Annotated in this window: 18 protein-coding genes; 3 read left to right on the top strand and 15 right to left on the bottom strand. The window is 72.9% G+C overall.

Annotated features, from left to right (window positions below; genetic code table 11):
• Positions 1 to 149: 149 nt before the first annotated feature.
• The 13 genes from ACYVGT_RS18730 to ACYVGT_RS18670 all read right to left on the bottom strand — a co-directional run bounded on the left by ACYVGT_RS18730 (position 150) and on the right by ACYVGT_RS18670 (position 19,939).
• On the bottom strand, positions 150 to 2,711 hold the full coding sequence (locus ACYVGT_RS18730) for an ATP-binding protein (protein WP_460860108.1): 2,562 nt from the start codon (positions 2,709 to 2,711) through the stop codon (positions 150 to 152).
• 895 nt (positions 2,712 to 3,606) lie between these two features.
• Entirely contained in the window at positions 3,607 to 9,444 is a 5,838-nt protein-coding gene (locus tag ACYVGT_RS18725; RefSeq protein ID WP_460860106.1) for a TcpE family conjugal transfer membrane protein, read from the bottom strand.
• A gap of 11 nt (positions 9,445 to 9,455) precedes the next feature.
• Positions 9,456 to 9,767 carry a hypothetical protein gene (locus ACYVGT_RS18720; RefSeq protein ID WP_460860105.1) on the bottom strand — a complete coding sequence of 104 codons (312 nt, stop codon included), beginning with the start codon at positions 9,765 to 9,767 and terminating at the stop codon, positions 9,456 to 9,458.
• Positions 9,768 to 9,854: 87 nt separating this feature from the next.
• The gene (locus ACYVGT_RS18715) at positions 9,855 to 10,820 is read right to left on the bottom strand and encodes a conjugal transfer protein (protein ID WP_460860103.1); all 966 of its coding nucleotides are present in this window, start codon (positions 10,818 to 10,820) and stop codon (positions 9,855 to 9,857) included.
• A gap of 584 nt (positions 10,821 to 11,404) precedes the next feature.
• Positions 11,405 to 11,833 (bottom strand): PPOX class F420-dependent oxidoreductase, encoded by a 429-nt coding sequence (locus ACYVGT_RS18710; protein ID WP_460860101.1) that lies wholly within the window; start codon positions 11,831 to 11,833, stop codon positions 11,405 to 11,407.
• A 172-nt stretch (positions 11,834 to 12,005) separates the two neighbouring features.
• Positions 12,006 to 14,495 carry an LPXTG cell wall anchor domain-containing protein gene (locus ACYVGT_RS18705; protein ID WP_460860099.1) on the bottom strand — a complete coding sequence of 830 codons (2,490 nt, stop codon included), beginning with the start codon at positions 14,493 to 14,495 and terminating at the stop codon, positions 12,006 to 12,008.
• A gap of 702 nt (positions 14,496 to 15,197) precedes the next feature.
• Positions 15,198 to 15,617 carry a PIN domain-containing protein gene (locus ACYVGT_RS18700; RefSeq protein ID WP_460860098.1) on the bottom strand — a complete coding sequence of 140 codons (420 nt, stop codon included), beginning with the start codon at positions 15,615 to 15,617 and terminating at the stop codon, positions 15,198 to 15,200.
• Complete coding sequence (locus ACYVGT_RS18695) at positions 15,614 to 15,862, bottom strand: type II toxin-antitoxin system Phd/YefM family antitoxin (RefSeq protein WP_460860095.1); 249 nt, start codon at positions 15,860 to 15,862, stop codon at positions 15,614 to 15,616. The genes ACYVGT_RS18700 and ACYVGT_RS18695 overlap by 4 nt, the downstream gene beginning before the upstream one ends.
• A 59-nt stretch (positions 15,863 to 15,921) precedes the next feature.
• Positions 15,922 to 16,107, bottom strand: a complete 186-nt coding sequence (locus ACYVGT_RS18690; RefSeq protein ID WP_460860092.1) for a hypothetical protein — start codon at positions 16,105 to 16,107, stop codon at positions 15,922 to 15,924.
• Positions 16,104 to 16,391, bottom strand: coding sequence for a helix-turn-helix domain-containing protein (locus tag ACYVGT_RS18685; RefSeq protein ID WP_460860090.1), 288 nt, complete (start codon positions 16,389 to 16,391; stop codon positions 16,104 to 16,106). Before ACYVGT_RS18685 ends, ACYVGT_RS18690 begins: the two co-directional genes overlap by 4 nt.
• 78 nt (positions 16,392 to 16,469) lie before the next feature.
• Positions 16,470 to 18,698, bottom strand: a complete 2,229-nt coding sequence (locus tag ACYVGT_RS18680; protein WP_460860089.1) for a DEAD/DEAH box helicase — start codon at positions 18,696 to 18,698, stop codon at positions 16,470 to 16,472.
• Positions 18,699 to 18,771: 73 nt separating this feature from the next.
• Positions 18,772 to 19,272: an acetyltransferase gene (locus ACYVGT_RS18675; protein WP_460860086.1), complete on the bottom strand. Its 501-nt coding sequence runs from the start codon at positions 19,270 to 19,272 to the stop codon at positions 18,772 to 18,774.
• Between the two features lie 37 nt (positions 19,273 to 19,309).
• The gene (locus ACYVGT_RS18670) at positions 19,310 to 19,939 is read right to left on the bottom strand and encodes a TetR/AcrR family transcriptional regulator (protein ID WP_460860085.1); all 630 of its coding nucleotides are present in this window, start codon (positions 19,937 to 19,939) and stop codon (positions 19,310 to 19,312) included.
• A gap of 145 nt (positions 19,940 to 20,084) precedes the next feature.
• Between ACYVGT_RS18670 and ACYVGT_RS18665 the strand changes: the two genes are divergently transcribed.
• A complete protein-coding gene (locus tag ACYVGT_RS18665) occupies positions 20,085 to 20,798 on the top strand; it encodes an SDR family NAD(P)-dependent oxidoreductase (protein ID WP_460860083.1) in 714 nt (237 codons plus the stop codon).
• A 292-nt stretch (positions 20,799 to 21,090) separates the two neighbouring features.
• Entirely contained in the window at positions 21,091 to 21,861 is a 771-nt protein-coding gene (locus tag ACYVGT_RS18660) for a nucleotidyltransferase domain-containing protein (RefSeq protein WP_460860081.1), read from the top strand.
• A 44-nt stretch (positions 21,862 to 21,905) separates the two neighbouring features.
• Here the strand turns inward: ACYVGT_RS18660 and ACYVGT_RS18655 are convergent, their stop codons facing one another.
• Positions 21,906 to 22,364 (bottom strand): OmpA family protein, encoded by a 459-nt coding sequence (locus tag ACYVGT_RS18655; RefSeq protein ID WP_460860079.1) that lies wholly within the window; start codon positions 22,362 to 22,364, stop codon positions 21,906 to 21,908.
• A 126-nt stretch (positions 22,365 to 22,490) separates the two neighbouring features.
• Complete coding sequence (gene ychF / locus ACYVGT_RS18650) at positions 22,491 to 23,585, bottom strand: redox-regulated ATPase YchF (RefSeq protein ID WP_460860077.1); 1,095 nt, start codon at positions 23,583 to 23,585, stop codon at positions 22,491 to 22,493.
• Between the two features lie 451 nt (positions 23,586 to 24,036).
• Between ychF and ACYVGT_RS18645 the strand changes: the two genes are divergently transcribed.
• Complete coding sequence (locus ACYVGT_RS18645; protein WP_460860074.1) at positions 24,037 to 24,981, top strand: FkbM family methyltransferase; 945 nt, start codon at positions 24,037 to 24,039, stop codon at positions 24,979 to 24,981.
• Positions 24,982 to 25,120: the final 139 nt, after the last annotated feature.

Genomic DNA, 25,120 nt, shown 5'->3' with positions numbered 1-25,120 from the left:
GCCCGGCCTCTTCTGCCGGCTCCGCCGATCCCCGCTCTGAAGCCTGTTGTGGGGGGTAACGCTGTCGGACAACCCGCCGGCCGCCGCAGACGCCCCCTCCGGGACCTCCGCATCCGACCGTGCCCTGCCCACGCGCGCGTGCCGCATGCTCACCGTTCCTGCCCGTCGCCCCTGCTGCCGGTGCCCACCAGTGTTTCCGCCGTGCTCACTCCTGCGGCCTGCGCCGCGGCCGCCGCGGCCTCCGCCTCTTCGTAGGCGGCCTCGTCGTCCTCGGGACGCTGCCGCGTCGGGTTGGTGTCCAGCCACCGCAGCAGCTCCTCCGACACCAGATCCACGCCGATCCGGCCAGCTCGGCCGTCCAGGTCGCGGAAGATGCACTCGCCGTTGCCGAGGTTGCGCAGCATGCCCTGATGCTCCTCGACCGGCTCCACGCCGAGCAGCGACATGACGCTCTCCACCTCGTAGCGCTCGCTCGACCGGAACGCGAACACACTGGACAGGCAGTTGGTGACCTGCTCGTTCAGCAGGTCGCCGGCGTTCTGGCTGACCAGGATCAGCGCCGTGTTCCGGGACCGGCCCATGCGGCTGACCTCCGGCACGAGCTTGGCGCCCTCCGGCGTGGAGGTCACCGCCCACGCCTCGTCGAGGAAGATCGCCTTCGGCAGGTGGCGGTCGAGGCCGTTCATCAGGCGGCGCGCGAACTGGCTGACCAGGTAGAGCAGCGCCACGCTGAGCCGCTGCTCGTAGGAGTAGTCGTCGCGCTGGATGGTGGAGTCCGGCAGGGTCAGGCCGCCCAGGGTGAAGACGGTGGTCCAGCCCTCGGAGTCGATCTGGGCCTCACCCTGCGGGTCGAAGCAGAGGCTGGCGAGCCGCATCTCCGACATGGACTGCAGGACCGCGCCCAGGTTGCGCGACGCGGGGTCGTGCGAGCGCTCCAGGTACTGCACGACCTTGGCCAGGCTGGGCTGCGGCTGGTTCGCGACGGCCGCCACCGCCTGGATCATGGCGGACTCGCGCTCCTCGCTCATGCGGGGCAGCAGGAGGCGGAGGGTTTCGGTCGCCATGGTCTTCTTCATGGCCAGGTCGTCGCCGAAGGCGAACGGGTCGAGCAGTCCGGGCTCCGCCGACCCCAGCGACATGATGCGGGCCTTGCGGCCGCGGCGCTGCAGCAGGCGGACCAGGGACTCGGCGTCGCCCTTGGGGTCGATCGCGGCGACCGTGACGCCGCGCAGCGCCAGCTGGTAGATGAGCAGCAGCGCGAGCGTGGTCTTGCCGCCGCCGGGCTCGCCGGTAATCGCGATGGCGGTGGGCCGGTTGCGGGCCGCGGCGACCATCGGGTCGAAGTGCACAATGGAGCGGGCCCGGCCGAGCGTCTCGCCGATGTAGGGGCCGATCCACCCGCCGCCGCCCTGGCTCGGGTCGCGCCGGTCGCCCAGCTCGACCGTCGCGGTGGGCATGCCGCCGGCGATGGTGCGGAGCGGCTGGCGCTGGGCGTAGGCGCTGAGGCGGATACGGTCGCCGGGCAGCGACTCGTTGAAGAGCGAGAGCTGGTCGCCGGTGGAGTTCACCACGTCGATGCCGATGTCGCGGTAGTGCTCCACCACCGCCTCGACCTGCTGGCCGAGCTGGTTCTCCGACGGCGCGGACACCATGAGCCGGTGCCAGCCGTAGACGAACGGCAGCCGCTCCTTGGTGATGCCGTGCTCCAGCATGCGGGCCGCGTCGATCTGCTCGGCGAGCGCGATCGGCATGTCGGCGCCGGCCTCGCGGATGTGGGCGTCCATGTCGCGCGCGTGGGCGAGCTTGCGGCTGACGTCCTTGCTGGCTTTCGCCGGCGGGATGAGCTTCATCCGGGAGCTGATCTCCACCGGGAACGGCAGCGCGTCGGAGTGGTGCAGCCAGGGCTCGCCGTCGGGGAACGGCATGAGGTCGGGGAAGCGGGAGAAGGAGAGGTAGGCGACGTAGGTGTCGCCGAGCGGCTGCTCCAGCCGCAGCATGGAGCGGCCGTTGTGCACGACGCCCTCGACCAGCTGCTCGATCTCGCCCTTGCCCCAGGTGCGCCGCCCGGTGGCCGAGGGCCGCGGCTCTTCGGCGCTGCCGACGACCGCGTGCCGGAGCAGCCACGCCATCTGGTTGGAGGTGGCGTGCCGGGCGTGCAGGAAGCTCGCGGCGAGGGCGCGGCCGAGGCGCTCGGACTGCTCGGTCCAGCGGGCGATCTCCTTGGCGTCGACGGCCGCGTCCTCGATGCCGAGGAACTGCTCGGAGCGCTGGTAGGTGCCGAGGAGCTGGGAGAACACGCCCTGGGAGAGGCCCTGGGAGAGCTGGTTGCCGACGCCGCCGCGCATGCCGAGGCGGACCCCGAGGTAGACCTCCTTGCTCCAGAAGTCCTTCGCCCACACGTGGCGGTACATCTCGTCGAGGTAGTCGTACCAGCCGGAGCCGCCGTCGGAGGTCTGGTCCAGCCGGGTAGCCCACTGGACCGCCGGATAGGGGCGGTGGGCCAGGCGCAGGTGGACTTCGGCGTCGTCCATGCGGATGGCGGCCAGGGCGATGGTGACGTTGGTGGCCAGCGCCTCCCGCTCTTCCGGCGTGGAGAACTCATAGGACACCGTGGGCAGGCGGAAGTAGGCCCACGCCTCGGCGTCGCTGAGCAGGATGCGGTCGTCGAAGTACCGGACCGCAAGCCGGCTGCCGCCCCTGCTGGAGCTCATCGGTCCCCCCGTGCTTCTTTGGTCGTGGTCGGCGTTGGTCGGATGGCTGCGCCGGCATTGGGACGCCGTCCGCTCCTGGACTGGGCGGCGCCGGGGCCGGCAGTGCCCGGCTGCCGTGCCTCTCGTACTGCCTGAGGGGGATGGAACTTGGCGGCGGTCTTCGGCGGAGTGTCCGCGCTGCCCGAAGGGCGTTGCGGGCCTGCGGAGGCAGTGTCGCCGAAGGCCGCTGGGGCCGTGCGTCCGGGGGCGGCCCGGGTGAAGGCGGTGCTGTGCAGCGGTTCTGGGTCTCGTCGGAATTGCCGTTCCGGCAGGCCCGCCGGACGGGGCCGCCCAGAGCGGTGCGTGCCGACTCCGGTGCCGGGCACGGAAAGCGCTGCCGCTCGGCTCACGGTGATGGAGCGGCTCTCACCGCTCCCCCGCGCGTGGGGCAGAAGCGCCGACCGGCCGACGCGCGGGCGGGGCCGCCGCTCCATTCCCGCGTGGGCGGGGAGCACGCTGGCCCAGCGAAGCATTCGCGGAGCGGCCGGAGCCCATCCCCGCGTGCGCGGAGAGCACCGGACGCGGTCGGGGTGCACCACCCATGTGTCGGGGCCATCCCCGCGTGCGCGGGGAGCACGGTCGACGAACCGATGATCCACACGTCGTCGTGGGGCCATCCCCGCGTGCGCGGGGGGCACCCACCAGTTCCGGTAGCCGGTCCGATAGGGCGGGGGCCATCCCCGTGTGCGCGGGGAGCACGGCGAGATGCTCATTGGCGTCACATCGCCGATGGGACCATCCCCGCGTGCGCGGGAGTGCGCGGCGGCCGCTGCGGTCTCGGCAGTAGCGGGTGCGCTCCGGCCCGCTCCCACGGACGCAGACCGGATCGGGAGCACTCGGGAGGATGCCTGAAGCGTCACCGGCGGGCCTCCTCGCTGCCTGTGCTGCCTGTGCTGCCCGTGCTGCCGGAGTTGCCAGTGCTGCCGGTGCTCCCCGGCTGGCGGGAGCCGCGCGCGCCGTTGCGGCCCTGCACCTCGTCGGAGCGCGCCGCGCGGGCGCCGCCATTGGAGCCGCTGGCGCCGCTCCCCGGCTGCGGGCCCGGGCGGACCGGGTCCTGCTCGGCGATGCCGTTCATGAGGACTCCGCCGAGCGCGGCGTGGGCGCGGCGCGTGGTGGAGCGGAGCGCGGAGACGTCGCCGAGGCGGCCGGAGGTGATGTGGTCGTCCCAAGGGACGCGGACGATCGCGCGGCAGCGGCCGCGGGCCACCTGCTCGGCCTCGTCGACGTCGGTGAGGCTGCGGCGGCTCACGCCGTTGACCACGACCACCGAACGCTGGCGCAAGCCGGAGTAGCCGTGGCCGTCGAGCCACTCGAAGGTCATGGCGACCGAGCGGGCCGCGTCGGCACTGGCGGGCGCGACCAGGACGAGGCCGTCGGCGGTGGGCAGCGCGCGGGCGACGCCGGTCGCGGCCGGGTCCAGGAGCGCCACCTCGTAGTAGGAGGAGAGGAGCGCGGCGAGGCCGGCGTAGTCGCGGTCGTCGAGGGTCTGCACGTAGGGGTCGTCGAGCGTGGCGACGACCTCCAGGCCGGTGGCGGTGGCCGTGGTGTAACGGCTCATCGCCGGATAGCCGTCGACCGCGTCGGCGTTGGCGAGCAGCGAGGTGAGCGTCTCCGGGGTGCGCGACTTGATGCGGCGGGACATGCCGGCGGCGCCCGGGTTGACGTCGACCGCGACGATGCGCTGATCGCGGTGCACGGCGAGGGTGTGGCCCAGCATGAGTGCGGTGACGGTCTGGCCCGCACCGCCGGTGCAGCCGAGCACCACGATGCGGCGCGGTGCGCCGAGCGGGGTGCGGAGGCGCTCCAGGTCGCCGCCCTGCACTTCGGCCTTTGGCGCCGCGGAGCCGCCGCTGACGACCCGGGCGAGGCGCCGCCAGCCGCGGGTGGCGCCGGAGGGGGTGTCAGCGGGGCGGTCGGGGGCGTCGACTGCGGGGCGGCCGGGGGCTCCGGGCAGGCTGTTCTGCTCGCCGGTGCCGTGGTCGAGCTGGAGTTCGGGCTTGGCGTCGTCGGCGAGGTCGGCGTCGGCGGCGGAGGCGCGGCGGCCGTGGCGCTCGGGGGCGCCGGTGGCGCTGCCGCCGCTGCCGCTGCGGCCTCCGGGGCCGCCGGGAGCACTGTCAAAGAGGTTGCTGAGGCGGCGCGCGTTCTCGGCGACGCGGCTGAAGACGGCGGCGCCCGCGTCGGGAGAGCGGTCGTCGGTTCCGGGTCCGGTGGAATGCGCGGCGCCGTTGGACGGGGTGCCGGGTTCGGCCACCGGCTCCGCGGCCTCCGAGTGGGCCTCGGCGGCGGACTGGTCCGGGGCGTGTTCAGCGGCGGCCGGGCGGTCGTCGTGCTCCGACGCCGGCTCGGCGGCGCTCGGCTGGCCGCCGGTGGGAGCCGAGCGCATGCTGCGGCCGAGGCGCGCGGACCGTTCGGGCTCGGTGTGCAGGCCGGCGCCGCGCGCGCGGGCGCGGCGGGCGGCGCGGGCACGCAGGGCGCTCTCCTCGGCGGCCGAGAGCTCTTCGTCGGTGCGGCGGTGCACATCGTCGTCGGGTGGCGCGGCGGAGGCGGCCTCGTCGTAGATCTCGGGGTCTTCGGTGAAGGCGGCGCGCGACGAGGAAGGTCGGGCGGTGCCGGGGCGGTGGCCGGGCGCCTGTCGGGGCCCGGCGCGGCCGGTGTCGCCGGCCGCGTCAGTGTAGGAGCCGTGCTCGCCGGTACCGTGGTCCATCTGCCATGCCGGCTTCGCGGCCGGGGCGGCGGTCGCGGACTCCGCAGCGGCCGGGCCGGCGTCGCTGCTGGACGCGGGCTGGGCCGCGTCGGGACCGTGGGCGGCGGGCTCGGCAGGCGCTGCGCTGCCCGCTGCCGGGGCGGCCTCAGCAGGGACGGAGGATGCACCGTCGGCGGCGCCGCCGACGCCGCCGCTGACCGCATCGGTGTAGGAGCCGTGTTCACCGGTGCCGTGGTCCACCTGCCATGCGGGCTTGGCAGCATCGGTGGCCGGGGCGCCGATGCGGGGGTCCGCGGCCGGCTCGCCGGAGGCGTCGGGGGGACCGGTGCGGGTGTCGTCGGTGCTGGCGCGGGCGGCGGCAAGCCGGTCGCGGAAGCTGAGGGCGGTGGCAGAGCCGGCGCCCTGCTCCGCATCCCCGGACTCCGCGGACGGCTCGTGGTCTTCGGCCCCGGCCTCGGAGGCTGCTGCGGCGGCCCGGTAGGCGGCCGATCCGTTGTCGGGGAGCAGGAGCATCTCGGCGGAGGCCCCGGCCGGCTGGGCGCTCTCCTCGGACCCGCCGGCGGGGGTGCTGCTCGCGGGGCGGGCAGCGTCCGGGTGGTCTTCGGGCGCCCGGGAGGGCGCAGCCTGTTCCGCGGCGGCGGCCTCGCGCGCGGCGGGGTCCTGGGCAGGCGCGGCGGCAGCGCTGGGCTCTGCCTCCGCGGCGGGCGCCTCGGGCGCGGGGTCGACGGCTGCCGGGCTGGCCGGGGCGGGGCTGCCGGCGGGGCCTTCGGCGGCGGTCTGGCTGTCCGCGCGGTCGGTCGTGCGCTCGGCGGGAGGCGCCTCGGCCGAACCGGCCTTCTGTGCTTCGGGGACCGCGGGCCCGTTCGAGTCGGCAGCCAGCGCTCGGCCGGCGTCGGCCCGGCCGGAGTCCTGGGAAGCCGCACCGGCGGAGCCGTTGGCCGGGGCCTCCGCGGAGGCGGCGGCCTGGGCTGCGGCGGCAGGCTGACCGACCGGGGCGGCGGATCCGGCAGAAGAATTCGCGGCCGGAGTGACCGCGGTGTCTCCGGACGCCTCCGTGTGGTCTGCAGAGCCCGGCGCTGAGGGGGCCGGGTCGGCTGCGGCCGGAGCAGCGCTGCCGGCGCCCTCGGCGGACTCGCGGGCCCTGGTGTCCGCCTGCCCCGGCGCGGGAGCCGGGGCCGGGCCGCCGGCCGCTGCGGTCTCGGCGTAGCTCTCGTGCTCTCCGGTGCCGTGGTCAAGCTGGGTCTGGGGCTTGCCGGCGGCCGGTTCGGGGCCCGCCGCAGCGGTTGGGGGCGCTTCGGCGGGCGCCGGCTCCTCTGCGGCGGCGGTCTCCACGTAGCTCTCGTGCTCGCCGGTGCCGTGGTCGAGCTGCATTGCGGGCTTGGCGCGCTGCTCGTCCGGCCCGCCGGCGGCGGGCGCGCCCTCCCGGCGGGCGGTCTCGGGCGCGGCGGCAGCGCGCTCGGCAGGGGTGTGCTGGGGCTCCGCTGCGGTGCCGGTACCGGTGCCGCGGAGGCTGTCGTGCTCGTCGGTGCCGTGGTCGAGCTCAGTGGCGGGCTTGGCCGACTCGCCCTGCTGCACCGCATGGCTCTGCTCAGCGCCCGGGTCCGGCTCGTGGGGGGCTGCGGTAGTGGCGGCTTCGCGCTTCCCGGGTCCGGCGTCAGCGCCGTCAGACCCGCGGAGGCTGTCGTGCTCGTCGGTGCCGTGGTCGAGCTCCGTGGCGGGCTTCGCCGGGGCAGAGCGGCTGCCGGGCTCGCCCGCGCTGCCGTCGCGCTGGTTCACCCCAGGCGCCGCGTCCTCGGTGGAGCCGGCACCCGCTGCGGGTGTGCTGTGCGTCGCGGCCTTCGGCGGAGCGCTGTCGGGCTTCGGCGGTTCCTCGGCGGGACGCTCCGTTGCAGCTGCAGCGTCAGCCGTGGAGGGCGTGTTCCGGGCAGCAGCGCGCAGGGACGGCTGGGCAGCCGTCTCGAACCACGGGCGGGGCTGCGGGGTGGAGCTGCTGGGGCGCTCGGCCGCCGCGGCCTCACCGCTGTCGTGCGCCGCCTGGTCCTCGGCCCCTTCGGCGTCCGCATCCGGCGCCGGAAGGTCCCACGGGGCTGCGTGCGGGCGGGGCCGCTCGGAGCGGTGCTCCTGCGCGGCGGCCTCCTCCGGGGTGGCGGGCAGACCGGTGGCGCGGGCCTGCTCCCGCCTGCTCTGCGCGGCCGGCGCGGCAGCGTGCTCGGCGGCCTGTTCGGCGTGGACCTGGCCCGGATCCCAGTCGGAACCGGCTTCGGCGGTGGCGGCCGGCTCTGCGTCCTGCCGCGCCTCCCCGGCCTCGGCCGGCTCCTGCTCGGGGGCTGCCATCATCTCTTCAGCGCGGCGGCGGGCGCGGACGTCGGCACGCGCGGTGACCGGGGCCGCCTCGGCGGCGGCCTCTTCCTCCGCCTCGTCGCCCCTGGCCGCGTTCTCGCGGTAGCGCAGGAGCCATTCCTCGTTCGCGCGGCGCTGCTCGGCGAACTCGAAGGCGTCCGGGTCGCCCTCGCGGCGGCGCCGGGCCAGCTCGCGCTTGCGCCGTTCCGCGGCCTCGGCGCGTTCGGCGGCGAGCGTGCGGTGCGGGCCCGAGGAGGCGGACTCCGCGGATTCGCCGGCGGCCTCGTCCTCCTGGGGGAGGGCGAAGCCGAAGTAGTTGAGCACGGCGCGGCCGACGCCGCGGCGCTTCCTGGCGGGGCGGTCCGCAGTGTCGTGCGCACCGCCGGGGACGTCGGCCTCGGAGCGCAGGCTGACCGGCTCCTCGGGCGCAGCATCGGCCGGAAGCGGTTCGGGCTCGGGCGGATCGGCGGGCGCGCGCCGCAGCGAGGGGGCGTCCTTCTGCTCCACCTGCTCCGGGGCGGTCCGGCGCGCGGGCTCGGCCTCCTGCCGTGCCTTCTCCTCCTCCGGCTGACCCTCCCGGGTCTGTGCGCGGTGACGGGGCTCCCGCTCCCCCGCGGACTCCGGCGCCGGCCACGATACGCCGGCAACCTGCGCGGCGACGCCGGTCTCCTGCTGCGGCTCCGCGGACTGCCGCCCGTGCTCCTCTTCCGCCCTGCGCTCTTCCTCGTGTTCCTCCTCGGGTGCGCGCGCACGGCCGTCCTGGTGCGGGGCGACGAAGACCGCGACGTCTTCATCCTCGCGCTCATCAGCGCGTGCAGCCGGGAAGGCGCGGATGCGGCGTCCGCCGGTGCGGTGTCCGGGTTCCGCGGCTTCGGCTGCGCCGTGTGCGGCTTCCGCCGCGGCGCCTTCCGGCAGCTCCTCGGGCTGCAGGTCCGGCTGGGCCGTTGCGGAGGGGTGCTCCCCGGTACCGCCGGCTGGCTGAGGCTCCCTGGGGCGCACCGGAAGCGGCGGAGGCCCGTCCGAGGCGGGAAGGCCCGATGCGGGGGTGGTGCGCTCTGCCGGCAGCGGCGGGGCCGCTGCGTCGGCCCGGCGGGCGCCCGGAGCCAGCCCTGCCGCGCGGCTCGGACCGCGGCCCCGCTGAGCCGCCTTGCGGGCCCCCTTGGCTCCCGCGGCCTTCCCGCCCTCGTGCAGCGCCGCGCGCTCGGGCGCGGCCTCCACGGCGGCCTTCGGCACCCGGCGGCGGCTGCGGCGCGGGGCCACGACGGGCAGCGGGCCGGCGAGCGGGTCGCGGTGCCAGACCCGCACCGTGACCCGGACCTCGGCGGGCTCGTGCTCGGGCGCCATCCGGGTGTAGACGCGGGCTTCGGTGAAGTAGCGGAGCTGGGACAGGAGCAGCTCGGTCAGGCGCTTGCCCTCGATGACCGGGCGGGTCGCCAGAAAGGTGATGACGAACGGCGGGACGATCCAGACGACGTGCCAGGGCGTCTCCAGCGGGAAATGGACCAGCCTGAGCAGAATTGCCCAGATTGCGAGGACGCCCAGGAACACACCAAGAGTGACGACCGAGAGCGGCTGCGGGAGCCGGAAGTCGTACAGCTTGTACAACCGCTTCTCGATGCGCCAGATGTTGGTGTAAGTGGGCAGGTCCATGTCCCGGGCTCCTAAGTGCTTACCTCAACACCCAGCGCCCGCGCGATTGCGGTCGCCAGGGTCTCGATGACATTCGGAACGTAGAAGACGATCCCGATAAAGATCGCGAGGACGACGAACTGGGCGAACCGCGTGATCTCCCTGGTGAACAGGAAGAAGATCGCCACGATCGAGACGATCACCAGGAACAGCGGGCCGAAGAATCCGCGCAGCCACTCGGCGAGCCCCTGGGTGTCGGGCGCTTCGCCGCTTCCGGCGGCGAGCACGACAGGGGCGATCGCGTCGCCGGCCGCGGTCACGGCACTGGTCAGCAGGGGGAGCATGTCAGTCCACGTCCTCCTGTGCGGCGGCTCTCGTCAGCATGGGCATTCATCTCCTCGTTCACGGGGGCACGCAGGGACACCGGGAGCTCACTGGCCGCCGGGCGCCGCCCCCTGGATGTCGCGCACGTACCACTGCCCGTCGGATTTGACGACGGTGAGCCCGTAGCTCTGGGTGAGGGTGGCCGGCTCCTCGCCGCGGCCACCGGGGACCTCCCACACCACCGTGGCCGTGGCCTGGCGGACATCATCCTCTCCCACGCCGGAGGCGGCGGGGACGGCCACGTCCTCGACCTTGTCGAAGGTGAGGGTGCCGCCGGGCATGCTGCCGAGGGAGGCGCCCTCTTCGAGGTAGCGGTCGAGATGGTCGGCGTCGTCGGCGTAGGCGGCGAAGAAGTCCGGGAGGATCTCTTCGAGCTCGGCGCGGGACTCGTCGTCGGTCTCGCCGGCGGGCGCCTCGGGCAGCTGCGCCTTCTCCGGCGGCGGCAGCAGGGCCGGCGGGCCGGAGACCACGAGCGACGAGGCGTTCTGGGCGTAGACGGGCACGTCGAGGCTCATGGGCGAGCCGTTGATGTCGGCCATGAGGGTGACGACGGCGTTGCGGTCGTCCTCAGGCGCGACGGTGACGACCTCGATGTCGGTGCCGGTGAGCTCCGCGGAGCCGGTGGCGTAGGACTCCGCCTCGCCGTCCGGGACGAACTCGGCGAGGGCGGTGACGCGCTCTTCTTCGCCGCCGTTGTCGGTGGAGGCGTTGAGGTAGTGCTGGGCGAAGCGGGTGGCGAAGGCCGCGGCAGCCGTCTCGGGGTAGGCCGCGGACTCCTCCTGCTGCGGCTCCTCATCGGAGGGCGTTGCGAAGCCTTCGCGCAGGGGGTGCCAGATGCCGTTGAAGATCACGACGATGATGAACGCCCAGAGTACGGCGCGGCCGACCCAGACCCACCAGCGCCCGCCGGCGCCGGCGACCGGCCGGCGCACGCGCTGCGCCGGCGCGCGCTCGGGCGGGGCATCGGCCTCCTCCGGACCTCCGCCGCCCCGCGCGGTCGACCTGCGAGCCATCTCGCCTCCCATCGGTGTCGCGGCCCTGGATGCCGCGACCGCGGCGCCGGCCAATGTCCGGCCCTTGTCTACCCCATCCCTATGGTGAGGCATTGTTCAGGCTCTCGGACGCCAATAGTGTCCGTGTTTCTTCCCCAACCGCACCTTGTACCCGCCCCGCCAAACGGCCAATACCCCCGAAGCAGGCCAAAAGCAGCCACAGTGCACCGGTTAGTGCAGGTCAGCGGGGGAATTCGGGTCCATCCGGAAACGGTCGTGTTGCTTCAGGGCAACACCAGTGTGACGTTGGGCAACGTCGACCGGTCCTTCCGGAGACACCCGTGGCCGCCACGCACCGCTAATGCGCACGGCGCTGCGGGCGACACCGGCGAGCGTACCTCCCCCCGGGCGCTCTCGCGGAAAGTTGGACGAACCGCCGAAAAAAGCACAATCTTCGCAGGCGGAACGGGGGCGGCGCCCGGATCCGCGGACGTTTCCGGCCGCGCGGATCCGCTGTAGGCGGGTCCCGGCGGGCCGGAGGCGCGCCCCGCCGCCTTCGGCCGGCGCTGTTCCGCACCGGGCAGCCCGACCGCACCCGGCAGGATTCACGGGTTGGCCGAAGGGGCGTGCAGGGTGCGCCGCGCCTCGTACCACTCGTCCCCGGCGGGGAGCCCTTCCATGTTCCAGCTCCACGAGACCGTGGGAGTGATCCGGAGGAAGTATCCGGGGCCCACCATTCCGGTTCGCTCCACCGGACCGTCTGCCTTTCCGTAAACGCGGAGCGAGCGCACGATGAACGGGTCGAACGACACCATGTCGTCGATTACCAGGGCAATCTTCTCGTTTCCGTCGGCGATGTTGCGGAATTTCCGCGTCTGGAGCACCGACCGACCGGAACCTCCGATCCAGAAATAGGTGCCATCGAACTCGGCGGCGACCGGGACTACGTCCGGCTGGTTCTCGCGCCCCACGGTAGCCAGCCGGACGATTGGCTGGGAGCGGATGTAGGCCAGCTCGTCTTCGGTGAAGGCCACGTCGACATCTCTCCTTTTCGCTGCTGCTTCAGTCCTACTCCCGGCGCCACCCCCTCCCCTACGGCGGGGCTGCGCCTGGGCTGGGCACGGCTGCGGGCCGGGGACACGGGACAGCCGGGAGCACCCGGGGCCGCTGCTCCCCCGGGTGCTCCCCGAACCTCAACCTGCGGCGCTACACCAGTCCGCGGCGGCTGCCGGCCCGGCGGGCCCGCAGCCCGTAGACCAGGGCTGCTCCGCCGAGCACGAGCGCCAGGCCGAGCAGGATCAGCCCCACCGTCTGCGCACCCGTCTTCGGCATCATCGAGGAGCCGGCGTCGCCGGTGTCCGGGCCGGCACCGGGCCCCCCGGCGCCGGGCCCTTCCGTCCCGCCGCCGGGGCCCTCGGTCGGCGACGCGGTCGGCTCGGGGCTCGGGCTGTCGGTCGGGCTCGGGCTCGCCGTCGGCGACGGGCTCGTGCTGGGCGACGGGCTCGGAGACGGACTCGGGCTCGGCGACGGCGCGGTGTTGACGATCACGCAGGTCACGTCGGCGGCCGGGGCGATCTGCACGTCGGCGCCGCTCACCGGTACCTCGCCGCCGGCCGCGTCGCGGCACATCCAGTCGCCGGGCGTGTAGTCCTCGGGCCCGTCGGACTCGCTGAGCGTGTAGGTGCCGGGCTCCACGGGCACCCGGGTCACCTCCGGCGAACCGCTGTTCCCCTCGATGGTGGTGGGGCCGCTGGCGGAGAGCGTCCAGTCCTGGGGCTCGGCGTCCCCGCCCGGCTGGTTGTCGACTTCCTTCTCCAGCGTGAGGAACCCGTCTTCGGGTTCGGGCGCGCATTCGACGCGGTTGGTGACCGTGTAGGAGTTGAGGTCCCGACCGAGTTCGGCGGTATACGGCAGGTCCTCGGCGAGCTCGCCGCCTGGGCCCCGGGTAACGCGCGCATCCACCAGCGTGCACCCGGGCGCGCTCACCTGCACGTCCTCCGCCATGGTGACGGACTCGCCGACGGCGTAGCCCCCGCGCTCCGCCCCCCACTCCTGCGGAGTGGCGCCGTCGCTGCCCGGGCCGGTGAGGCTGAGTTCGGCGTCCAGACCGTCCGGCTGGCTCCCGTGCTCATACTCGGTGCCGTCCACGATCCAGCGCTTGTCGACCTGGACTTGCGCTGTGGGGATCACTCGGTTGTAGACGGTGCAGGACACCGCCTCACCGGAGGGCACGTCGATGGTGAAGCCCGGGTTGGCGGGGTCGCCCTCGTTGGCGACGGGCAGCGGACTGCCATCGCCGAGTTTCCGGCAGACCGCGTTCTCCCCGTTCTGGGTGACGACCTCGTACCCGTCCTGCTGCTGCTCGTTGATCGAGACATTGGCGCTGTCGGTGCCGGCGGGATAGGTCAGCTCATAGGAGACCGATCCGGTGCCGTCGTCGGTGGTGGACTCGGTGGCCGGCAGTCCGCCGATGTCCGGGTTGGACGACGAGGCGTCGAAGGTCCAGCCCGGGCCTGCGGGCACGGCGCCGGAGACGTCCTCGCCCTCGTTCTCCTGCGGGACGATCTCCTTGACGACAGAGATGTTCTCCTGGCACTGGCGCAGGGCCAGCTCGCGCAGGGCCTCACCGGCAGCGGCGAAGTCGTCCGCGCGGAAGTAGTCCGCGGCCCCCGCGTTCGTGCCGTCGTAGGCGGTGGGACCGGAAATCGCGGCGAGGTTGTGCTCCGACTCCTGGTCGAGTCCGCCGCCGACACCGGCCGCGATGAGGCGCGTGCTCTGGGCCTTCACGGCATTGGCAGAGTAAATGCCGTTCTCCACCTCGCGGAAGGTGGTGTTCGTGCCATCGCCGCCGCTACCTCCGGGGCCGTACCGCGTCGGGTTGCCGTCGGTGATGACGATGGCGAGCTCGTACTCGGGAGCGGCCTCACTGACCGCGGCGATTCCGCGGTCCCAGTTGGTGCCGGATCCCAGAGTCCAGTCGGCGTAGAGCGACTTGAACTGGTCGGTTCCGGCCTGGGTGGACACCGGGGTGAGCTCGGGGTGGTTGGCGTCAGCGCCCGAGCTGGGGGATTCACGGTCGAACGAGAAGACGGACATGCGCGACGGCGTGCCCACGAGCGAGTCGGTGAAGGTGTCGGTGGCCTGCTTCAGCTGGGGCAGCGCACTGCCCACCGAAGCGGAGAGGTCGAGCACGACGGCGACGTCCAGGCCGCAGCGCTGCGCCAGCGGCGGATTGACGCGGGTCTGCTGCCAGATGCCCGACGACGTCATCCGCGAAGTAGCACCGGGGTCGGTCATGAAGTCCGAACCGGAGCGATAGGTCTGGCCTGCAGCCAGCGCAGGAACCGGAAAGCGGTAGGGCGTCAGCTCCGAATCCGATCCGTTGCCGTGGCCGGTACGGAGCTCGGTGTTCATCAGGTAGTCGGCAGACGGGGAGATCTGACCGACCCAGTATTCCGCCCCGGCGTTGTCCCCGTCCCCGTCAGTGTTCGGAATGACGAACGAGCAGTCGCCGTCAGCATCCGACGTGCAGCGGGCCCAGTCTTCGGCGATGGGGTCGGTGGCGGCCTGGTCGGAGTAGAGGGCCAGCTGGGCGCCGGGGGCGGGGGCAACGGATTCAGGGCCGGAGCGGTCGCCGGCGACGGCACGGTGAGGAACGGCGCAACGACGGCGAGCGCCGCCAGACCGGAGAACCATCGGTGCTTCCCGATGGAAGCACGCTTCCCAAGCGCCATGAAGTCCCCCACTCAACGACACGAATTCGCAACCCAGAGTAATTAAGGCTCGGATTCGATCACGTTAAGTAGCACATCCGGCGTGTCAGACATGGCGGCCGCAGGCCAGGCAACTAGGACGTGTCGGATGGGCACCGTCCTGCTGCGCGGCGGCAACGCCACCCGCCCGGCACGCCCCAGGTGCGGCGGGACATGGGACGGGGCATGGGGAACGGAACGCGCCGGGATCATCGGGCAGCCGGACGGGGCTCCGGACGGCATTCACGGCGAGAGCGGGGAAACCACCCGGGGCGCGATTCGGTTCAGGGCGCCGCTGCGGTTCCGCCCGCGGTCACCCCCGGCCGCCAGCGCGGGCACAAGGCATGGGAATTGCCCCCGCCGCTGCGCGACGGGGGCACGCTGGCCGAATACCGCAATGCCCCCACCCCGGCATCCGGCCCAGTCGGCGAGCCGTTCCCCCTCCGGGCTCGCCGTGGTTCGATCCTGCCATACACCAGCACTTTATGCATCCGGACAGAAACACACAGTGATGCTTGGCGGGTGATGAATGCCGTGAGCAGCTTGGAAATCGCGCCTGCAGGCGATCCGCTGGCCAGGTGGAGCGGGTCCGGGGGCCACAGGCTAGGGACATGGAAAGCAGCCGCTCAGGCAGCAGATGGACTGGTCACGCTTCCCATGGGTTCAGAAGCGCCACCCCTGTGGAGGCGAAGTCCGCTGTGTTCCTCGTAGCCACCGTCATGCCGCGAACCTGCGCGGTAGCAGCAATGTAAGCGTCGCGCTCCGGTTGCGGATCGGGCACATGCAGAGTGGCGGCCCGGCGGGCCACATCGATGTCCACGGGCACGATCCTGCCCGAGAATGCATCGAGCACGTCATCCTCCAGCCATCGGCGCAGCCGGCGAGCCTGAGGGAGGTCCCTGCACTCAAGGCGACGGATGCCGATCTCGACCTCAAGGACGGTGATCACGCTCAGGTACAAAGACGAAGGGTGCCGGGCACCGACCCAGGCCGCCACAGCAGGGGCGCACCGCCCTTCCGGCTTCCTCAGCTCACTGAGGACATTGGTATCGAGCAGGTAGTTCACAGTTCGGGCACCTTGAGGCTGAAGTCCCCACAGAAGGGTTCGAACTCAATGTCAGCGTCGCCCTCCATGCGGAGCCGGGCAACTATGTCCTCGCTGTCTCCCTTGAGGCCCCGGTACTCCTCGATTGACAGCAGCACAAAGGCGGCTTCCCCCCGGTCAGTGATGACAACCGGCCCTTCAGATGCCGCGCGCTTGGCAGCGCTGACATCGCGGTTCAACTCTCGCGAAGAGATGACTGTCGCCATTACGAGCACCTCCAAGGTGTAGGCACGTGCCTACATTATACGTGACCTCCCGCCCCGCGCTAGCAGCGCAGCCAGAAGGCACTGCTCTTCGGGAGAGCAGGGTCGATGCCCATGCCGTCGGCGGCGAAGTACTGCGGGTCGTACAGGAAGGTCGTGGAGATCCTGCCGCGGGTCCGAGTGAAGTGGGCCTGGCCGACCAGGCGAGGACGGCCGGACTCGTCGAGATGCACGTCAATCGCGGTCATCGGGCACGCTTCTTGGCGAGGTGGCCCGCGCGGAGCCGACCGATGTCGCTGTTCAGCGGGTCGACCGTGTCCACCACCTGGTCGAGGACTCCGAGTGCGCGGAGTACCTGGGCGACGTTGCTGAAGCTGACGTTGGGGTTGCCCGACTCGATCTTGCGCAGGGTGTCGCGCGTGATGTCGGCGCGCCCGGACACCTGCCGCGCTGTCCGGTTGAGGACCATGCGCCACCCGCGCACCTGCTCACCGAAGTCCGTGATCTGCCGATCGATCCTGCAGCCGGCCATGAGCGCCACCTTCCCCCACCCTCTGGCGACTACGGCACCCACACCGCTTCGTAATGGCGAGTACGTTCGCCGTACTGCCTAGGCCGCCAGGCGGCGCTGCTCCTCGGCGACGATGGTGCGGGCGAGGGCGTCGTCGGAGAGGTCGACGGCGGCGGGGGCGGCGTCGGCGAGGTCGCTGCGGCGGGCGTAGGAGTCGAAGGCGCGCTGCTTGCGGCCGAGGATCTCGACCATGCGGCCGTCGACGCCGCTGGACGAGAGCAGCCGGTGGACCTGGACCGAACGCGTCTGGCCCATGCGGTGGGCGCGGGCCGCCGCCTGCTCTTCCCAGGTCGGCTTCACCTGCGGCTCGCAGAGGATGACGACGGACGCCGCCTGGAGGTTGAGGCCGGTGCCGCCCGCCTCGATCTGGGCGAGGAGCACGGCGTGGCCGGGCGCGGCGGTGAACGCGTCGACGATGGCCTGGCGGCGCGCGGGCGGGACCGAACCGGTGATCGGCGGGCCGGGTGCCGGCCGGCCGCGCCGGTCGGCGAGCGCGCCGGCGACGGTGGCGAGCACGTCGCGGTAATAGGAGAAGACGAGGACCTTGCGGCCGTTGCCGGCGGCCTCGTCGACAAGCTCGCGCAGGCGTTCGAGCTTGGCGGAGGAGGCGGGTGCGGAGGAGGCGGGTGCGGCGTAGGCGGAACGGCGCATGCCGTGCCAGTCGGCCGCGGAGACCGCGCGGCGGTAGGCGGCCAGCTCGGCAGGGTCGGGGTCCTCCCATTCGTCGATGCGGCGCATCTCGGGCAGCTCGTCGAGCACGTCTTCCTGGTTGCGGCGCAGGTAGAGGCGGGCGACGGCGCGCCGGAAGGCGGTGGGGCCGCCGAGGCCCTCGGTGCCGTCCAGGCTGTCGGCGAGCGCGGGATCGAGCCGTTGGACGAGCGAGCGGAACTCGCCCACCCGGTTCTCCATCGGGGTGCCGGAGAGGAAGAGGACGGGTTGCTCGGTGCCGGCGCCGGAGGCGGGGCCGGCCCAGTCTGCGACTGAGCGGGAGCGCTGCGCCTCGGGGTTCTTGACGTAGTGGGCCTCGTCCACGGTGAGCAGGCCGACGGAGGGGCGCTCTGCGGGCGGCAGATCGCCGGCGAGGCGGGTCAGTCCGTTGAAGGTGGTGACGGCGACGCCGCCGCGGGTGCGCCAGTGGTCGCGGGCGGCGGCGAACTCCGGGCCGTGCAGGCGGACCGCGGCCAGGGCGCTGTGCTGCTCGATCTCGCGCAGCCAGTTGACGAGGACGCTGGCGGGGCAGATGACGAGGAAGTGGGTGGCGCCGTCGGCGGCGAGGTGGGCCATGGCGGCGATGGCCTGCACGGTCTTGCCGAGGCCCATTTCGTCGCCGATCAGGACGCGGCGGCGGGCGAGGGCGAAGCGGGCGCCGAACGCCTGGTAGCCGCGGAGGGTGACGCGGAGCTTCGAGGTGTCGAGGGGCTGGTCGCGGACCTGTTCGGCGATGTCGTCGGGCAGGAACCCTTCGGCGGCGGCGCGTTCGGGGCCGGCTCCGGTGACTTCGCCGAGGACGGCGTAGTAGGCGCCGGCGCGGGCGGTGAAGTCCTCCCACGCCTCGATGGCGTGGGCCGGCGGGCGCAGCAGGTCGGCGGCGGCCTGGTGGTAGCGGAGTTCGGCTCCGGCGGCCAGTGCTGCGGCGTTGGCGGTGCGCAGGCGGTCGGCGGCCTCGCGGGCGCGGGCGCGGCGCTTCGGTCCGGAGAAGAGCCCGCGGATGAGCCCGGCGGCGGGAGCGGCGTCGGCGACGAGGGCGCGGAGCTCGGCGGCGCTCTCCGCGGCTTCGGCGGCGGCGGTGGAGGCTTCGGGGCCGGCCGCGACGAGGCGGTGGACGGCGGTGGCGATGGCAGTGGAGGCATCATCGCGCTGCTCGGGGTCGAGGCGGATCGCGGTCGCGGCGCGCGCGTGCCCGGCGATGGTTTCGGCGGCGGCCACGACCTGCCGGGCGGTGCGGTCGCCGATGCCGGGGATGGCCGTCAGTTCATAGTGGCTGGCGCCGCGCACGGCGCCGACGGTGGCGTAGCCGGCCTCTTCCAGGTCGCCGAGCCGCAGCCGTCCGCCGGTGGCGTCGCGCAGCCGGGCGACCGGCATGCCGGCCAGCTGCCCGGCGACGGCGGCCTCCGCCAGCGGCTCCGCGGCTGCCCGCACCGCGTCGGCGGCCTGGCGGTGGGCCTCGGCCGCCGCCGCGGCCGCATCCAGCAGCTTCCGCCCTGCGGCCCGTTCAGCGGCGACGTCCCGGCGGGACATCCGCGGAGCTGCCTCCCCCGCAAGCTCCACGGAAGGCTCCTCTCCGCCCGGCATCATCGCCTCATCATCCTGCACCGGCGGAGAGGGGCCAAACGGTTCGGGCTCAGGCGCCGGAGGCGGCCAGGTGGAGGAGGGGGAAGGGCCGGCCTTCGCCGTCGAGGGGGCTGCGGGAGACCTGGTGGAAGCCGTGGTGGAGGTAGAAGCCGAGGGCCTGGGGGTTCTGCTCGTTGACGTCGACGCGGAGGTCGGGGTGCCGGGCGAGCGCGTCGCGGAGCAGGGTCGATCCGACTCCGGAGCCGCGGTAGGCCGCGTCGACGAAGAGCATGTCCAGGTTGCCGTCCGCCAGCCCGGAGAACCCTGCGGGCGCCCCGTCGACCTCGGCGACGGTGAGGGCGGCGCCGCCGCTCGGGAGGTAGACGTCGCGCAGCATGGCCTCGTAGTGGTCGACGTCGGCCGGCGCCAGGAAGTCGTGCGTCGCCTCCACCGCGGAGCGCCAGATCGCCACCAGGGCGGGAAACTCCTCCGGCCCGTGGACGGGGCGGAGCACGGGCGTGTTCATGGCGGCGGGTCCTTCTTGCTGGTGGCGGCGGTAGTGCGCTCCCACGCTATCGCCAGAGCACTGCGGTGCACGAAGCGGTTTTTCACGATCTGCCGAGGTGGACCAGGGCGTCGTGCACCTCTTCCTGGGTCAGCTGCTCCGCAGGGAGGGGACGGCTGGCCGCCTCGGCCCGCAGGCCGTCGAGGAGGAACACGGCCTGGCGGCGCCAGGATTCCGGGGCGGAGGAGTGCGTCGCGCGAGCCAGCAGGGCGTTGGCGGCGAAGGCGAACACCAGGTCCGCGTTGGTGAAATCGGGGCGAAGCTCCCCGGCGTCGTGGGCCCGCCCGATGATCCGCTGCACATCGCCTCGCGCCTGCCCGCAGACTGCCATGAGGCGTTCGGCACCCGGATACCGGCCGCTGACCACGTCGGCCACGGCGGGGTCGGTGGCCTGGAGCTCACACACCTTCTCGACGTAGTGGGCGAAGCCTTCCCAGGCACTGCGGCACGCCAGTGCCTGCCGCGCGACCTCGCCCAGGCGCTCCGCTACGCGATCGGCCACCACCTCGTCGATGAGCGCCTCACGCGTGCCGAAGAGGTTGTAGAGAGTGCCGTGGCTCACGCCCGCCCGCCGCGCGATCTCCTTCAGCGAGACCTGCAGGCCCTGTTCCGCGAAGAGCTCGGCGGCCGCTGCGCGCAGCTTTTCCGCGTTCCGCTGGGCGTCGGCCCGCATGCGCTGATCCCCTCCCGGATCTGGCGGTGGGCAGCTCCGTGCAGAGTCTGCCCGCCAAGGAAAGTTGACCCCACGGTCAATCTCCATGATAGCGTCTCAATCAAGTTGACCTAGTGGTCAACTTAATTACGATGAGGGGGAACCCATGTCCAAAGTGATCGCAGTCTTCGGCGCCGGCACCGGCCTCGGGGCCTCCGTCGCCCGCCGCTTCGGCCGGGAGGGCTTCCGCGTCGCCCTGGTGGCACGCCGCCGCGAGCGCCTGGACGCGCTCGTCGGCAGTCTGGCGAGTGAGGGGATCGAGGCGGCGGGGTTCACCGCCGACCTGGCACAGCCCGCAGGCGTCCCGGCGCTTGTCTCGGCCATCCGGGAGCGGTTCGGCCGCATCGACGTGGTCGAGTACGGGCCGTTCAGTACCGAGCAGCAGCTGGTCCCCGCAGCCCAGATGGATGCCGCCAGCCTGGAGGCAGGCCTCCCGATGCTGCTACTGACGCCGGTCGAAGTAGTCCGCGCGCTCCTGCCGGAATGGACCGAGCGCGGAGACGGCGCCTTCCTCCTGAGCACCGGCACCACTGCGGTCCACCCGCTTCCCGGACTCAGCGGGCTGGCCCCTCTCGGCGCAGCCGCGCGCAACTACCTGTACTCCCTCCACGGGGAGCTGGCCGAAGCCGGCATCTACGCGGGCACCCTCTCCGTCGGGGCTTCGATCGGCCGCAGCGAGCTGAACGCGCTCCTCAGTGCCGGGGACGCGGCCGCGCAGCTGACCGTCGTCGACCCCGACGATCTCGCCGAGCAGTACTGGGACATGTACATCCGGCGCGACCGGATCGAGCAGATCTATCCCGGCCTGCACGGCGAGTAGCGGATGGCTCTGCCGGCGGGCACGGGAACGTATGGCCGGCCAGTGAGAGGGGCAGGGCTGTCCGCGGGCACGGCGGTGTCATGGGGTGCGCACCGGGCAGCAGGGGGGCGGCTGCACGGTCACGCAGCGCGGCTCGGAGCGGGTCGGGGGCGAGGGCTTCGGCGGACCGGACGGCATAGCCGGCGGCGCACGCCTGAGCCGACAACAAATCCCGCCTGGAGTGGTGAACGGAGAAATACACTCGATCGGTCGAACGGACCGCCGCAGCAACCCAGAGAGGGAAAGCCGATCCATGGTGGAAATGCCGGCCAACGTCGCACGCGTCGCAGACGGCCTTTCGTCGATTCCGGGCGCGGCGGCCGTCGTGCTCGGCGGGTCGCGGGCCGTGGGGGCCGCGCGCAGCGACAGCGACTGGGACCTTGGAGTGTATTACCGCTCCAGCGGCGACAGCTTCGATCCGGAGCATGTGCGCGGGCTCGGATACCAGGGGGCCGTCTCCGAGCTCGGAGAGTGGGGACCGCTCGTCAACGGCGGCGGCTGGTTCACCGTCGAGGGAACCCAGGTCGATGTGCTGTTCCGCAATCTCGACGACATCGAACAATGGACCCGGCAGGCCGAGCGGGGAGCATTCGATGTCCTGCTGCAGGCCGGCTCGATCGTCGGCGCGCCCACCTATCTTCCCGTGGGCGAGCTGGCCAGCTGCCATGTCCTGCACGGGCATCTGGAGCAGCCCGCCGGGTACCCGCCGGCACTGGCCGCCTCCGCGCCGCCGGTCTGGCGCGGCCAGGTCGGCGTGAACCTGCTGTTCGCCCGCGGCTACGCGGGGCTCGCTGATGTCGCGAACTGTCTCGGCATGCTCTCCCGCGCGATCCTCTGCGAAGCGCATGCGCGCGTCGCCGAACAGGGGCTGTGGGCACTGAACGAGAAGCGCCTGATCGCCGACGCGGGGCTGCAGCGGGTCCAGGCGGCGCTCTCCGCGCCCGGAGCGTCAGCAGGAAGTCTCACCGCCACCGTCGATGCGATCGAAGAACTGCTGGGAGTCCGCGCCGCAGTCAAGGGCTGAGCCCGCCCGCGTCCGCGTTGGTGGACAGCTGGAGCGTGAGGAGACTAGGAGACGCTGATCTCCACCCGGCGGTTCATGGCGCGGCCGCCGGGGTTGTCTGCGCCGGCGATCTCGTTCCGGGCCACCGGGCGTTCGGCTCCGTGGCCGGCGCTCTCGAAGTCGATGTCGGCGCCGGAGAGCGCGTCGGACAGGACTTTCTCCACCGCCGCGGCGCGCTGTTCGGAGAGCTCCTGGTTGTAGGCGTCGCTCCCGAGGGAGTCGGTGTGGCCGTCGATGGCGACGGTTTCGCCCTCGGCAGCCTCGCGCAGGTCCTCGGCCGCCTCGGCCAGGATCGCTTCGCCTTCGCTGGTGACCGCCGACTCGTCGAAGTCGAACAGCACGTCGGCGTCCACATTCGCGCCGCTGCCGGCGGTGTCGTCCCCGCCCGCGGCGTGGTTGCCCAGGGCCAGGAACGCACCGAAGAGGATGGCGGCGATCGCCGCGTTGCGAGAGCGGTCTGACACAGCCAGGGATGATACAGCCAGACCCCGGCACGCGGACCGGGTCCGGCGGAAGAGGCACCCGGGGCTGCCCTGCAGCGCCAGGTCAGAGCAGCCAGTCGCGGTTCAGACCAGCCCGCGGGCGCACGCCTACACGTTAAACCGGAACTCCACCACGTCGCCGTCGTGCATCACGTAGTCCTTGCCTTCCATCCGGACCTTGCCGGCGGAGCGGGCGGACTGCATGGAGCCGGCGGCCATGAGGTCGTCGAAGGAGACGATCTCGGCCTTGATGAAGCCGCGCTGGAAGTCGGTGTGGATGACGCCGGCGGCTTCGGGGGCGGTGGCGCCGCGCTTGATGGTCCAGGCGCGGGCTTCCTTGGGGCCGGCGGTGAGGTAGGTCTGCAGGCCCAGAGTGGCGAAGCCGACCCGGGCGAGCTGGGCGAGGCCGGATTCGGACTGGCCCATGGACTCGAGCATCTCGGCGGCTTCGTCGTCGTCCAGCTCGGCGAGTTCAGCCTCGATCTTGGCGTCGACGAAGACCGCCTCGGCCGGAGCGACGAGGGCCGACAGCTTGGCGCGGAGGGCGTCGTCGGTGAGTTCGTCGCCGTCGAGGTTGAAGACGTAGATGAAGGGCTTGACCGTGAGCAGGTTGAGCTCGCGGATGCGCTCCAGGTCGACGCCGCCGCCCTTGGCCCCGACGGAGAGGCCGGTGCCGCCGTCGAGGACCTGCTGCGCGGCACGCGCGGCCTCGAGGGTCTCCTGGGCGGCCTTGTCCTTGGCGTTGCGCTTGGCGTCCTTCTCCAGCCGCGGGATGGCCTTCTCCAGCGTCTGCAGGTCGGCCAGGATCAGCTCGGTGTTGATCGTCTCGATGTCGCGGGAGGGCTCGATGTCGCCGTCGACGTGCGTGACGTCGGGGTCGTCGAACGCCCGGATCACCTGGCAGATCGCGTCGCTCTCGCGGATGTTGGCGAGGAACTGGTTGCCCAGGCCCTCCCCCTCGGAGGCGCCGCGCACGATGCCGGCGATGTCGACGAAGTCGACCGTGGCGGGGATGACCTTGGCGGAGCCGAACATCTCGGCCAGCGCGTCGAGCCGCGGATCGGGCACCCCCACGACGCCGACGTTGGGCTCGATGGTCGCGAACGGGTAGTTCGCCGCCAGAGCGTCGTTCTTGGTCAGGGCGTTGAAGAGGGTGGACTTGCCGACGTTCGGCAGGCCGACGATCCCGATAGACAGACTCACAGGTGCAGAGTCTAGTTGCGGCGGGGCGGTGGCGGCGACGCGCCGCAGACCGCCGCGAGCAGTAGCGCGGGGCGCTCCGCCCCTGCCGGGCACCCCGCTGAGGCGCCGTGGGCCCCTCCCCCCCGCCGCCCCGCTTCCGGATTCGGGCGGGCCGAGGATCGCGAAGCAGACCGCCCGAAACAAGGGCTGTTCCGGATGGTTCTTGAGGGGCTGCTGCCCAGGCCCGCAGCCGATAGCGGGCCCAGCCACGGGGCGGGGAGCGGTGACCGGATCAGGAGAACAACGCGGACGATTCGGAGACTCCCCGCCGATCTTCGGAAACCATGCCGTTCCTCAAGCACAAGCCCTGCGGGGGCGGCACCCGGCGCTATACGTTCGAAGCCGGGATGCGCGGTCGGGGGAGGGCCGCGCACCGGTGCGCCGTGCGCACGCGGTTCGGGGGGAGTCGTCGATGGTGACAGATCAGGTCCGCGCATTCGTCCGGCGGCACCCCGCGGTGCGGCACGCGACCCGCCAGCTCCGCATCCGCCTGCCGCGCAGCCTCGGCGGCATCGACCCGACCCGGGTACCGCCGCGGATCCGCCGCTTCGACCTGGCCCTTCCGGTGCGGCCGGGGGCTCCGCGCACCGGTCCGGGCGTGCTGCACATCACCGCACCGGGGGACCTGGCGATCCCGGCGCGGCTGCACCGGCGCGGGCTGGCCGACTACCGGCCGCACGCCCTGTCCTTCTACCTGGCGGCGCTGGAGCTGGTCCGGCCCGGCGCGGTGCTCGACGTGGGCGCCAACGTGGGGGTGTTCGCGGCGCTGGCGGCAGCGCGGAGCCGGCGGCGGGTGTTCGCGTTCGAGCCGTCGCCGCAGGCCGCGCGCACGGCGCGGACGATCGCGGCGGAGAACGGGCTCGGCGTCGAGGTCGTCGACCTGGCGCTGAGCAACCACAGCGGCACCGGACAGCTCCATCTCTCGGCGACCAGTGACGCGACGAACTCGCTGAACCCCGGTTTCCGGCCGCGGGTGGGCCGCCTTCCGGTGGAGGTGCGGCCGCTGGCGCACTGGCGCGAGGAGGCCAACGTGGCGCCGGCGGTCATCAAGATCGACACCGAGTCCACCGAGCCCGACGTCATCTCCGGAAGCCTGGAGGTGCTGCGCCGGTTCCGGCCCTGGGTGCTCTGCGACGTGCTGCCGGGGCGGAGCACGGGCGACCGGCTGACGGCCCTGCTGGAGCCGCTCGACTACTACTGGTACGAGCTGTCCGGCACGGCGTGCGCCCCGCGGACGTCGATCACCGGCGGGCCGGGGCGCACCGGCAGCATGTGGCTGTTCGCGCCCTCGCCGGTGCCCGAGCACATGTGGCGGCGGGCCGCGGAGTGGCGGGCGGCGTTAGGGCATATCGGGTGAGCAGCTGCCCTGCCGCGCGACGGACGCCACCCACCACACGCGCCCTATCAACCTGCCGCTGAGCGTTTCGGCGCACCGCTGGAACCGCCGCGGCGCCGCAAACCCGCCCGATTCTGCTCATCTGAGCACAGCGGCGGCG

The organism is Nocardiopsis coralliicola (assembly GCF_054779695.1).
This window is presented reverse-complemented; position numbering and strand designations above follow the sequence as displayed.